The organism is Caldivirga sp. UBA161 (assembly GCF_002506515.1).
Classification (GTDB): Archaea; Thermoproteota; Thermoprotei; order Thermoproteales; family Thermocladiaceae; genus Caldivirga.
In genome coordinates this window covers 23,977-36,767 of record NZ_DAXS01000006.1, presented here as the reverse complement: position 1 = coordinate 36,767, position 12,791 = coordinate 23,977, and the positions used below count along the sequence as shown (strand labels likewise).

Annotated in this window: 11 protein-coding genes; 7 read left to right on the top strand and 4 right to left on the bottom strand. The window is 42.2% G+C overall.

Annotated features, from left to right (window positions below; genetic code table 11):
- Positions 1-46: 46 nt before the first annotated feature.
- On the bottom strand, positions 47-1,024 hold the full coding sequence (locus BP896_RS00735) for a BadF/BadG/BcrA/BcrD ATPase family protein (protein ID WP_291764656.1): 978 nt from the start codon (positions 1,022-1,024) through the stop codon (positions 47-49).
- A gap of 311 nt (positions 1,025-1,335) precedes the next feature.
- Here BP896_RS00735 and BP896_RS00730 point away from each other — a divergent pair, with 311 nt between their 5' ends.
- The 3 genes from BP896_RS00730 (at position 1,336) to BP896_RS00720 (ending at position 4,507) form a co-directional block, all read left to right on the top strand.
- Complete coding sequence (locus BP896_RS00730; protein ID WP_291764654.1) at positions 1,336-2,730, top strand: alpha-glucosidase/alpha-galactosidase; 1,395 nt, start codon at positions 1,336-1,338, stop codon at positions 2,728-2,730.
- Between the two features lie 109 nt (positions 2,731-2,839).
- Complete coding sequence (locus BP896_RS00725; RefSeq protein WP_291764653.1) at positions 2,840-3,955, top strand: DNA primase; 1,116 nt, start codon at positions 2,840-2,842, stop codon at positions 3,953-3,955.
- A 57-nt stretch (positions 3,956-4,012) separates the two neighbouring features.
- Positions 4,013-4,507, top strand: coding sequence for an Lrp/AsnC family transcriptional regulator (locus BP896_RS00720; RefSeq protein ID WP_291764651.1), 495 nt, complete (start codon positions 4,013-4,015; stop codon positions 4,505-4,507).
- A 2-nt stretch (positions 4,508-4,509) separates the two neighbouring features.
- Here BP896_RS00720 and BP896_RS00715 read toward each other — a convergent pair whose 3' ends face one another.
- On the bottom strand, positions 4,510-5,187 hold the full coding sequence (locus BP896_RS00715) for a hypothetical protein (RefSeq protein WP_291764649.1): 678 nt from the start codon (positions 5,185-5,187) through the stop codon (positions 4,510-4,512).
- A gap of 75 nt (positions 5,188-5,262) precedes the next feature.
- On the opposite strand from BP896_RS00715, the gene BP896_RS00710 reads away from it, so the two are divergent.
- Positions 5,263-5,517: a hypothetical protein gene (locus BP896_RS00710; protein WP_291764647.1), complete on the top strand. Its 255-nt coding sequence runs from the start codon at positions 5,263-5,265 to the stop codon at positions 5,515-5,517.
- Here BP896_RS00710 and cysS read toward each other — a convergent pair.
- The gene (gene cysS, locus BP896_RS00705) at positions 5,514-6,953 is read right to left on the bottom strand and encodes a cysteine--tRNA ligase (RefSeq protein ID WP_414633173.1); all 1,440 of its coding nucleotides are present in this window, start codon (positions 6,951-6,953) and stop codon (positions 5,514-5,516) included. The two genes, BP896_RS00710 and cysS, sit on opposite strands and share 4 nt — an antisense overlap.
- 162 nt (positions 6,954-7,115) lie before the next feature.
- Between cysS and BP896_RS00700 the strand changes: the two genes are divergently transcribed.
- The 3 genes from BP896_RS00700 to BP896_RS09860 are packed head-to-tail and all read left to right on the top strand — an operon-like array spanning position 7,116 to position 11,427.
- Positions 7,116-7,556: a YkgJ family cysteine cluster protein gene (locus BP896_RS00700; RefSeq protein WP_291764645.1), complete on the top strand. Its 441-nt coding sequence runs from the start codon at positions 7,116-7,118 to the stop codon at positions 7,554-7,556.
- A 51-nt stretch (positions 7,557-7,607) separates the two neighbouring features.
- Positions 7,608-8,576: a DUF2208 family protein gene (locus tag BP896_RS00695; RefSeq protein WP_291764643.1), complete on the top strand. Its 969-nt coding sequence runs from the start codon at positions 7,608-7,610 to the stop codon at positions 8,574-8,576.
- Between the two features lie 46 nt (positions 8,577-8,622).
- Positions 8,623-11,427, top strand: coding sequence for a helicase-related protein (locus BP896_RS09860; RefSeq protein WP_291764642.1), 2,805 nt, complete (start codon positions 8,623-8,625; stop codon positions 11,425-11,427).
- 126 nt (positions 11,428-11,553) lie between these two features.
- On the opposite strand, the gene BP896_RS00685 is transcribed toward BP896_RS09860, so the two are convergent.
- Positions 11,554-12,791: MFS transporter (locus BP896_RS00685; RefSeq protein WP_291764639.1), on the bottom strand; the 1,238-nt coding region annotated here is incomplete at its 5' end.

The following is a 12,791-nucleotide window of genomic DNA, read 5'->3' as shown; positions in this document are numbered from 1 at the left end:
TACTAATTGAATCACACCCATTATTATGAATCCTACTTAATGAGGATCATAGTTCCTTTAATAGCTTCTCCACATTAATGCTAGTTGTTTCCTTACCAATTTTACGTAGACCCATGATTATGGGCCCTAATAGTGAATAATTACCTACGAGGGGCTCCTTGATCCTAGCCTTAATTAACATGTTAGTTACCGCATTCTTAAACTCCTCATTAACGATCCTTGAATTAAACACACTACCTACACCTCCAACCACGATGCTTTCATTAATCATGCCTAACTTCCTAGCAACTGTTACTGCATTTAATGCTAATTCTCTCCCAGCCTCCTTAAGTATGCTTATTGAAACCTCATCACCCCTCTCAGCCTCCTCTGAAACTAATGTAGCTAACTTAGCCAACTTATCAATCTCAGGGGGTTCAGCATATATTACGTCAAGTATACTTAATAGGTCCTTAACGTTAAAGTAATCCCTAAGCCTATTAACTAAGCTTGTCCAAGGACCCCTACCATCATATGCCCTTGAGGCTGCATTTAATGCCTTTAATGCTATCCAACCTGCACTACCCTCATCCCCAATTAACCAACCCCAACCACTGGACCTAGCCCTTTCCCCTCGTGCATTCATGCCTAATGCAATGGCACCAGTACCAGCTATAACAGCCACGCCAGGTTCCCCAAGGGTTACCGCATAGTATGCCGCCACAGCATCATGATCAAACACCAGCCTACTACGCGGTATGTTTATTTTACCGGCTAATTCATCGATAATCCTACTTGCCTTAACCCAATAATACTCAGTATCTAAGTCAGCCCAACTAATAGTAATAATGCTAATGTCATTAGCTTTAATTCCCATCATCCTCATACACTCCGTAATAACATTCATTAGGGCATTTATTACCACCTCATCATTGTAAATTAACCCACCACCCTTACCACTTACTTTACACAGCACATTAAGATTATCATTAATTGCTGCAGCATTAGTCCTAGTCTTACCTGAATCCAGTGCAATAATCACCATAAGCATCCCCTCATAAACCGTACTTAATTAAATTAACTTCATTAAATACCTAACATAGTATGCAGGTGGATAGCCTTATGGCTATAGGGGAACTAACTTTGTGTAATGTTGATGAATTATATTATTCCCAGGGCTTATTAGAGTGTGGTAATGGTAATTGAGCTTATCATTTAGTGAATTTAATAGTTGCTTATAGCCTTAGTTTAAACTATAAACTATTATATATTTAATGGCTTAGTTATGTAATATTTCTAATTATTCTCTTAATCTATATATGATTAACTTTAAAAATGTTTAAGTATGCTGCATTTATGGCATCTAAGCATGGCTTTAAAATAGCCTTAATAGGGGCTGGTAGTGCGGCTTGGGCTATTGGCCTCGTTAAGGACTTGGCCCTAATACCAAGCTTAAGCGGTAGTACCGTGGTTTTAATGGATATTGATGAGGATAGGTTGGCTTTGGTTAGTAGGTTTGCTAAGAGGTATGTCTCTGAGGTTAAGGGTAACTTAAATATAGTTACCACCACTGATAGGAGGGAGGCCATTAGGGATGCTGACTTCGTGGTTAATTCAACCTTAGCTAAGGGGCATGGGCACTATGAGAGGATGAGGGAGATTTCAGAGAAGTATGGGTATTATAGGGGTATTAATAGTGTTGAGTGGAACATGGTGTCTGATTACCACACAATATGGGGTTACTACCAGTTTAAACTAGCCTTAGATATAGCTAATGATGTGGTGGATTATGCACCGAACGCATGGCTACTTAACGTATCTAATCCAGTTTTTGAGTTAACTACATTGATTAGTAGGGAGACTAAGGCTAAGGTAATTGGGTTATGTGACGGCTACTACGCCTATAAGGATTTACTTAGGGTTCTCGGCCTTGAGGAGGGTAAGGCTGAGGTTGAGGTTATTGGCGTTAATCATGATGATTGGTTAACTAAGCTTAAGTATAATGGTGATGACGCCTACCATTTAATTGATGAGTGGATTAGCAATAAGTCTAATCAATACTTCGAGAAGTGGAGGGAGGAGCAGAGTAATCCATTTGATGTCCATGTCTCACCAGTTGCCGTTGACATGTATAGGATGTATGGATTATGGCCAATAGGGGACACTGTTAGGAGTGGTACATGGAAGTACCACTGGGACCTTAAGACTAAGCAATACTGGTATGGGCCATTAGGTGGGCCTGACTCTGAGATTGGGTGGGCAATGTACTTGACGTGGCATAAGATTGAATTCAATGAGCTTAAGAGGGCGCTTGAGAATGAGGCCAAGCCATTAACAGACTATATACCGCCGGTTAGAAGTGAGGGTGAGCCGGTTACAATGGTTATTGAGGCTATTGTTGAGGATAGTGGTAAGGTAATTGAGGTTAATGTACCTAACCAGGATTCAATACCTGGGATACCAGGTGATGTGGCTGTTGAAATGCCGGCTAGGGTGGATGCTAAGGGTGTTCATAGGTTAAGCTTCAGTAACCTACCCAAGGCATGGGGTAAGGTGCTTAAATACGCTATAATGCCTAGGGTGATTAGGGGTGAGTGGAGCATTGAGGCGTTTCTAGGGGGTGGTAGGGATACATTATTTAACTGGCTTATAGTTGACCCAAGGACGAAGTCCAATGATCAAGTGAATCAAGTTATAGATGCAATACTTAAGATGCCTGGGAATGAGGAGATGGCTAAGCACTTCAGTTAATTACATTAAGCAACTTCACGGTGCATTACCCCTTAAGCAAACACTTACTCATAATACTTTAAGTTAACTATCCACTGGTTATTAAAGGTGGCTTAGAGCCACATAATTAATGCGTACTGAATCATGCAGCATCAGTGAACTGACTAGCAAGTACCCATTCACCAGGAGTGGGAGGAGCATTATTGAGGAGGCGGGTGTTAGGGTTAGTGAGTTAACGAGCAGGGAATTTGAGCCAATTATTGATGATGCATTAAGCATGCTTGAGGCGTTGATTAAGGATGGTGAACACGCTAAGTTAAGCTTCAAGGTGAGGGAAGCTGCTGTGTCTAGGTACATTGCATACGCCTTAACAGCCTCAATGGATAAGAGGATTTGGAGGAGGATTGCTGATTCAGAGAGTAAAATATTTTCAAGTGCAGTTAAGTCAAGTTACTTAAGTAAGCCTAACCTAGAATGCCTTAAGGAGATTGCTAGGGAACTTGAATTAAGGATTATAGGCATTGGTGAATTATCATCATTAGTCACTAAGCTGCTTAACCAGCAGGGTCAAGTATTAATGCCTAAGCCATTCCTATACGCGGTCTCCATTTGGGATTACTTAAGGAATAGCCCTAGGAATGACCCAAATTGGATCCTGGGCACTAGACCAATTATTCACGGTTACGTCCTTTTAACGCAGCATGACGCCTACAGGATTATTGAGGAAACCGTGGAGAATAAGGCCATTACAATGATAAGTAAGCTAAACAGTAATCTGGACCTCTTTAAGCCACTTATAAGTAGCGTTAGTGATAGGCTTAAGGCTATTGAGGAGGCTTCACCTCAGGTTAAGTATAGGGTTACCAGGAGGGTTTTACCTAAGGGTGATCCACCATGCATAATGGCCATAATTAATGAACTTAAGGCTGGTGGTAACCCAAGCCACATGGCTAGGTTTGCCCTAGCCACATACCTGCTCCACAGGTGCGTGGCTGAGGGTAAGGGGAGGGAGGAGTGTGTCGAGGAGGTTTTAGAACCATTTAAGCATGCTGCTGATTATAATGAGAAGATAGCCAGATACCAGGTGGAGCACCTGGCTGGCCTCAGGGGTGGTAGGAAGTTCTATACACCACCCTCCTGCCAAGAGTTGAATAGTCTAGGGTTATGTCCAACTAACCTAGGCTGTGGTGTCAAGAATCCCGTTCAATTCATACGTGGTTCGACTAAGGTTGAGGGAACGGAATGATGAGGCTTATCTCTGTGAAACATAATGTTAATTAATCTCCGGATCTTAAGCTAGCTAATGATGGATGAATTGGATATTAAAATCCTGGAATCCCTACAGAGGAATGGGAGAATAACAGTATCCAGGCTAGCCGAGTTACTTAATAAGCCTAGGACAACAATAATGAGTAGGCTAGCCCGATTGGAGTCAAGCAAAATAATACTGGGTTATAAGACCGTCATTGATCCAGCTCAAATGGGTTACACAATACAGGCATACGTCCTCCTAACGGTCAGGAGGATTCCTGGGGCAGCTAAGCCCAGTCAAGTCGCCTTAGCTGAGAGGATAATATATGATTCAGATAATGAGAAGGACTTACCTTGGGTTGAGGAGGCTCAGGTTGTTACTGGGCAATATGATCTGGTGCTTAAGGTTTGGGCTAAGGACCTTAAACAACTCTCAAACTTCCTAATAAGATACCTACCCACACACCCAGATGTGGTTAAGTCGGAGACTATGATTGTTCTTGAAAATGTAGCCACTTGGAGAAATAGGAATATGCCTATTAGATAGTGTTAGGTGAAGTACCTTGTTAAATTAATTAAAGCCTCATGATCCCCCGGTGCTGATAGTAATACACCCTCAACACCAATCTCCCTAAGGCCACTGAGCAATTCCCCTAATTCGCTTAATTTGAAGTGCGGTTGATTAATCCTATTAATCACCTTACTATTCCTCTCAGTCTCAACAAGCACGTACGGTATTAGCCTACTGGCGTCTAATCCCCTTAATTCAACTGGGTTACTTAACCTAAGGACTAGGTAAAAATCAGCCCCACTCCTCATCCTGTCATCAATAAGTTCCTTACCATACCTCATACTTAACATTAACCCAACCCTAACACCCTTAACCCTCCCCTTAAGTAACCTAAGGGCATCCTCTGAAGTCAAGTAACCCACCTCCTTACCAATCCTAGGCCTATCCCCCCTGGTTAACACTAAGTCAGCATTAATCATTAAGGCACCTTGAGCTATTGAGATCAAGTGGAGTTCATTAATATCCAGTAGCCTTTGATTAACCATAATCCTCTTATCATCATGAACCCTCCTAATGAGGCAGGCTGCCACTAATGGTAATGGTGCTGGTTCACCAAGGGGTGAATCAGGTATATTGAATCCATCATACACCCCTAATCCCCTTATGAAGGCTAAGTTCCCGCTAACCCTGGGGTGAACCTCGGCGTAGTAATGCATTGCCATTGCGGTTAATTTGCGTTTAAAAATATGTCCCTGAGTTAGATTATTAAATTGAGGAGCTGCAGTAGGCTAGTGCCTAGTGATGAATTCGAGGCCCTCAGTAGGGTTATTAATGAGGAGTTAAGTAGGCTTAAGCCTGGGGATAAGGTTAGGACAATTGACTTCGTTAACAGTATTATAGCTAATTTAAGTAAGGGGAGTAGGCTTACTGATGAGGATGAAGCTAGGTTAAGGCCACTGATTGTTGATGTTCTTTGGGAATTACAAAGGAGGGGCGTGGTGAAATTCTCAGATGACTTACTGATTTTTGAGAAGACCCAGGGTTAAGGTAGGTTAAGTTTACCCCTATCAATGAACCAGTAAGTCCTACCACCGTAGTCGCCTAAAACAATACCCAACTTACCCAACTCCTCCCTAATTAAATCAGCGGCATCATAAAGCTTCCTCTCCCTTAAACTCTGCCTAACCTTAATTAACGTATTTATTAAATCAACGAGGACTGGATTAACCCTAGTCCTATTAAGCACCCCCAGTACCTGACCCATATATGATAGGATGTTTAATAATTGTGAGATAGAGTACTTGGAAACCTTCTCAGGCTGGTAAACTATACTTGAATTAATGTAATTACTTAAATTAATTAACTCTGATATGGCTGCAGGTGTATTGAAGTCGTTGTTAAGTGCATCCTCGAAATTAGCCATGAATTTAAATGCATCGTTAGTCACCGACTCATCATTAGGCCCCTTCTCTGGGGCTTCATTCATTAATTGAATCAAGTAATCGAAACTTGCGTAAATGCCCCTCAGGGTGTTTTCCATAGCTTCAATGCCGCTGAAGCTGAAGTCAATGGGCTTCCTATAGTGGGTGTTTAGGAAGTATAATCTAACTGCCTCCGCATCATACTTACTGAGGACATCACCTATTGGTATTATGTTGCCAAGGGATTTACTCATCTTCTCACCACCAATGTTAACTAGCCCAACGTGTATCCAGTACCTTGCAAATAGCCTAAGCCCATAATAGACCTTGGCTATGGCGACCTCATTCTCATGGTGGGGAAACACCAAGTCCTGCCCACCACCGTGGAAGTCAAAGGGTACTCCAAGGTACTTAGAGGACATGACAACGCACTCCAGGTGCCATCCAGGCCTACCAGGCCCCCATGGGCTATCCCACCAGGGTTCATTGGGTTTCCAAGCCTTCCAGAGGGCGAAGTCCAGTGGATTCCTCTTACCTGGCTCAGGTTCAACCCTAGCCCCAGCCATTAGTTCATTAATCTTCTGCCCTGAGAATTCACCGTAGTTAGGTACCTTAGTTACATCAAAGTACACTGAACCATCAGCAACATAAGCATTACCCCTCCTCACTAATTCATCAATCCACTTAACCATATCCTGCACATTCTCAGTAACCTTAGGGTAGGCGTACGCCCTCTTAACGTAGAGTGCATCCATGTAGTCTAGGTACTTTTTAATGTACATTGAAGGTACCTCATACCAGCGGTTGATTAAATCATCCCCAAACTCCTTTCTGGCAGCCTCAATTATCTTATCATCAATGTCCGTGAAATTAGTGACTAACCTAACATTAATACCCAAGTACTCTAGGTACCTTCTAAGTAGGTCAAAGAATACCGCTACCCTTGCATGACCCACGTGCGCCTCATCATAAGGTGTTAAACCACATACATATCCTCTAGCGACCCCAGCCTTCATTAACCTAAACCGCTCAGTCATCTTAGTGGCGGTGTTGAATATCATTATTGGTAGGTCCACGGCACCTATATACCTATCCTTACTAATGGTTGGCAAATTCTTCACCACCTGCTTTAAGTGAAATCGAAGCCTATTTTAAACTCTTCTCGTTATTTTTAAGGGAATACTAGATTTCTTAACGTGAATTACTTTATTAAGGTAAACTGCATGAGTATTGGCGTGGGTAAGTTCACGTGCCTTCATTGCGACAGCTGCTGCTACTTTGAGCGTGAGGAGCAGGGGCCCTTAGTGTTTAGTGATGAGGTTAAGAGGCTTAGGAGGCTGGCTAAGGAGAGGGGGGTTGAGTTAACCTTCAGGGAGGTTAAGGTTAATGGTGTTACAATGTATAGGTGGGTCATATTGGGTTACTGCCCATTCTATGATAGGGGGAGTAAATTATGCACAATACATGCTGTTAAGCCCCTTGCCTGTAAAATGTACCCATTATTGTTTAACCCAAGGACCGGTGAAGTGGTGGTTTCTAAGGATTGCCCATGGGTTGAGGAGGCTGTTAAGAATGGTGGCGTTAGCCTAAGTGACTTTCCTGAGGAGGCTAAGGCACTTCGCAGGGTTGTGGTTAGGCTTAGTAAAGGTGGCTTAAATAATTAGGTTAATTTTGTGGAAAAGTTTAAAACGAGATAACACACATGGTAGTTGGCTATGTCTTACACAATGGCGTCTAAGACAATGATGTATGTACTTTGGGTAGTTACCCCAGTTGCATTTGCAGCATTCTTCGCATGGGGGCAGGTGATTAAGAATTACTGGATGCCAATAGGCCTATTCATAGCCTACTTCATACTAATATTCGGCATATCAGCCTACGCTGGCTACAAGTCATATTCAAGGAATAGGAGGGAGGGAGATCAGTATAGGAGGAGGCAGGCCCTCAGTAGGTTAACTGGTGATGATATTAGGAAGGCCATGGAGAGGGATTACGAGTTACCTAAGGAGTACTCGGCCTTAAGCAAGAAGATGTTCCTTAACCTGGGCATAATGATAGTGCTACTGGTTGCGGTACTATTAGTTTACTCAACCTTATTTAACAAGATAGCTGAAGTCATATCAGCATTACTAGGTAATACAACAATGGCTCAATCAACTGCAGTGTTCCTAAGGTACTTCATAACCTACCTAATAATGTTTGGAATATGGTTCGCCGTCTTCTACGTCGTAGCCAAGTACACTGGCTTACCCTACTTGAGCCAAAATACCTCAATGATGCAGAACATGCCTTACATACCTACTAAGAGCGTTGCCTTCTATAAGGATGCAGTAATATTTGATGACCTTTATGTACTTAAGGCGCCCTTAGATGCTGATAGTGTAATGGTTGATGAGAAGAGGAGGTTCGTGGAGATTGTTCTTAAGAAGCCCATGAGTAATTTACCATACCGTAGACTCAGAATATACGCCAGGGATCCTAGGGGTATTTGGGAGAAGTACGTGAGTAAGTACCTTGAAGCCCAAGTGAAGGTTGAGGAGGTTAAGCGCCCTGAACCTGAACCTGAGAAGCCGAGGGAGTATAGGTGCCCATACTGTGGCGCATTATTGAGCGAGGACTGGGAGTACTGCCCCAAGTGTGGTAGGAAGATTCCCTGGGATGAGTTAAGGAAGGCATATGAATAATCAGTAACCATAGGTTTATAACTTACGCCCTAGGAATGGTTACTCAGTGGTGGAGTTTAAGGTTAATGTTAATGATGTATTAATTAAGAGGCAGTGGAACTGGGGAACTGTAGTTAAGGTTAAGGATGAGTTGAAGAAAATGGGGTTTAAGTGGGATGCCGCTAATACGACCTGGGTGGGTAAATTAAGTAGAATTAATGACCTTGAGAAGCTTAGGGAACTACTTAGGTTAAGCGCCAGTGAGTATGAATTAATCGTTAAACCGCTACTGAAGGCTTCCGTTAAGGTTCCTAAGGTTCCAGAGGAGTTTAAGCAATGTGCAATGGGTAATAGGGTTAACGTACCCTGCGTTGTTAAGCTCATGGTGGAGAGCGAGTACATTGAGGCTGAGACCTTCAATGAATACGTTACTAAGCTTGTGGGTAAGGCTATGGAGAAACTTGGGGTTAAGGATAATGGTACTGTTGAGGAGGCTATGAGAATACTCCTTAATGATCAATCCCTAAGGGAAGCCTACGGTAGGAGGATTGAATGGAGGCTTGCCATCATGGATAATGGAAAGGTAACCTTAAACTTCCTGGCTAAGGGCTTACTTAAGAGCCTAAGGGAGATTAGGGTACCCTACAACACTGTTGATAAGAAGGGTAACTTGAACAGATACGAGATACCAGTTATAGGTAAGGATGACGTATACAGGGATGGTGACAAGTGGGTCATTAGGTTTCCTATATTTGAAAAACAAACCATAGCATCATTACTGAGGAGGCTGGGTTACGTTGTTAGGGAGGCTGAGTGGAAGCCTAGATCCATTACAGTACCTAAGGATGATGTTAATCTACTGGATTTCCAAAGAAACGCATTGGAGGCGTGGATTAAAAATGGCTATAAGGGGACTGTGGTTATTCCAACAGGCGGCGGCAAGACATTTATTGCATTAAAAGCCATTGCAGCGGTTAAAGTACCTACAATAATCCTAGTTGTCACGGAGGAATTAATGAATCAGTGGCATGATAGGATTAGGAGGATGCTAGGCATAGAGGCAGGTAGGCTTGGTGGTGGTTTTAATGAAATTAAGGATGTAACAGTGGCCATATATAATTCAGCGGTTAAGTACATAAGTGACATTAGGGATAGATTCGACTTAGCGGTTTTCGACGAATGCTTACCCTATGATGCGCTAGTTGTTACTGATAAGGGATTAATGCCCATAGGGGAAATTGTGGAGAAGAAACTACCCATTAAGGTGCTTACGCATAAAGGGCGCTTCATGCGTGTAACTAAATACTTCAAAATACCCCTCATAAAAAGGCTAGTGAAGGTTACTCACGAGAGGGGGGAATTAACATTAACTGAAGATCACTTAGTCCTTACGAAGAATGGGTGGAAACCCGCAATAACCCTAAAGAGGGGGGATGTACTATACTTCTATAACGCACAGGTGCAGAATGTAAAGGAGGGGGCTTTAAGTGATTCAAGCCTTAAAGAACCACCATGCAATAATTGCAATACACTCTTTACTCCTGTACAAGTGCTTAATGTGGAAGTAATTGAAACTAAGCAATATGGGGGAACCTCCATCAGAAGCCCACAGCATAATGAGGCATTAAGCCCACAAGTGCATAACCAAGTTCCACCCCCATTCAGTTTACCATTTAAAATTAATGAGAATACTCAAAGTGATGTGGCGAATGGTAAACCTTACCCTTTGGGGTGGGGAAGGGGTAAGATATATGAGGTAAGGATTAATAATATTGCTGGCGGTTTTAACGGTTTAATTACTGAGCAACGGCTACTTAACGATACACCAGTGGATAGGAAGGCTTATCCCAGTAATGAGAAATACATTGACGTAATGATTGAAGAGGAGGCTAAGCATAGTGTTAAGCATTACGCTTTACCGCAATTACCATCACTCCTATACACTAGTTATGAGGGAGGTGCGGAATTTGTGTATGATCTCGAAGTGGAGGAGGATCATAGTTTCGTAGCTAATGGAGTAGTGGTGCATAATTGCCATCATGTTCCAGCTGAGACCTTTAAGAACGTGGCCTTTAAGTTAACTGCACCATATAGGTTAGCCTTATCGGCAACGCCAACTAGGAAGGATGGTAATGAGGAATTAATATACTTAACCAGCGGTGGCGTGGTTCATAAGGCAACCTACCTAGACATGGTTCATGCAGGCCTAGTGGTTCCAATAAGGCACTTCAGGATTTACATTAAGTTAAGTGAAGATGAGGTTAAGGAATATAAGTCCATTGGGGAGGATAACGCCATAATGCTTAGGAACACTGCAGCCCAGGCTAAGGCTAAGGTGCCTGTGGCCATTCAATTAACTAAACTGGAGTACTCATTGGGGAGCAAAGTCATAGTGTTTACGCAGTATATTGAGCAGGCTGAGGAGATTTATGAGGAGTTGAAGAAGGAGCTTGGGGTTAAGGTAGCTTTAATAACCTCCAAGACCAGTAATAGGGATGAAATATTTGAGAGATTCAGGGTAGGTAACGTTAAGGTACTAGTCACCACAACGGTGCTTGATGAGGGTATTGATGTACCTGACGCTGATGTAGCCATAGTGGTTTCAGGAACGGGTTCACCTAGGCAAATGATACAGAGGATTGGGCGTGTGGTTAGGCAGACTGAGGGTAAGGTTGAGGCTAGGGTTTATGAGATAATTGCCAAGAACACTATTGAGGAGGCATTAAGTAATGAGAGGCATCCGGATGATGAGGTTTATGAGAAGGAGTGTAGGAAGTATGATGAAAGGGACTTGAACCTACTCCTAAATAGGGTTAAGGCTATAATTAGTAAGCTTAAGGAGCAGGGAAGTATGCTTAAGTATGTTAAATGAAAAATGCGCCTCAACTTGATTATTTATACTCCAAGGTATTCACTTCACCCTTTATGGATCATGTGATTCAAGTATCTTAATTAATAATACGGTATTTTTCTTGGATTGTTAACCAGGGGATTAAGGTTATTTAAAATAATCCTTCTCTAATTCCTCTAAACTCCTGTTCTCACCACGTGGTGCAGTAAACATACATACTACAGTTAATGGAGTCATCATAACTGCGAGAATTAGGAGTATTTTACTTAATCCAGCATTCAAAAGCAGTATTGGCAATATAAGTGTACTTATATACCCACCTAACCTCCCTGCAGAGAAGCTGATGCCACTTGATGTCCCTCTAAGTAGTGTAGGAAATAATTCCGCTGAATATATACTGTTTACAATGTAGCCAATGCCCCCTAGTACCCACAGTGTTATTAAAGCTAGTGATAATGCTAGTGGATCCTTAACCATTATTACTGATAAATAAAGCAATATTGCCTCACCCACTGTTGCAGGTATTATAAGTATCCTTCTACCAAGCCTATCACAGTACTTAAATACAATTAACCCACCAATTACAAAGCCAATCCACTGAAGCCCACTTATAAGCAACGCCATAGCCTTATTAAGACTCATTGTATTAACTAATATGGTGGGTGTGTAATTAGCGAATATAGCTAAGGTGAATGTCCAAGTGAACAATGATGCTGCAGTGAAGGCTAAGACTAATGCGTATTTATTACGATTACTTAGTCTAATATTGCTGCTTCTCCTCTTAATTTCCCATACCCAGCTCTCATTTATACCCCTCCTTAAGGCTAATACTATGAGGGGTGGTATTGCACCTAACCCAAGCATTATCCTCCATGACTCAATACCCGTTAAGTTAAGTAATGGTAATGCTATCAATGCCGCTATGGCACCACCAAGCCCCCACAGTATACTCTGTATGGAAATCAACCTACCTCTACTACTTTCATTAGATAACTCAGCCACTAGGCTGGCGCCAGATGGTATATCACCCCCTATTCCAATACCCACTAATAATCTACCAATGATTACGAGTAATGTAGTATAGGCCACTGCACTTATAAATGAACCTAAGGCGAAGAACACTAAGACATTCAGAAATATTGCTTTCCTACCTAATACGTCTGATAACCTACCGAAGATTAATGAACCAATAACTGAACCTATGAATGGTATTGATATTATTAATCCCTCAATTCCTGGAGTTAACTTGAAGTACTGGCTTAATGATAATAATGCGGCACCACCTAGTAATAGTGCAAAGCCATCTGAAAAACCACCTAACCCAGCTAGCACTGCGATATAGGTGTCTTTATCCACCATAATCTGCTGGATTACTAATATATTTT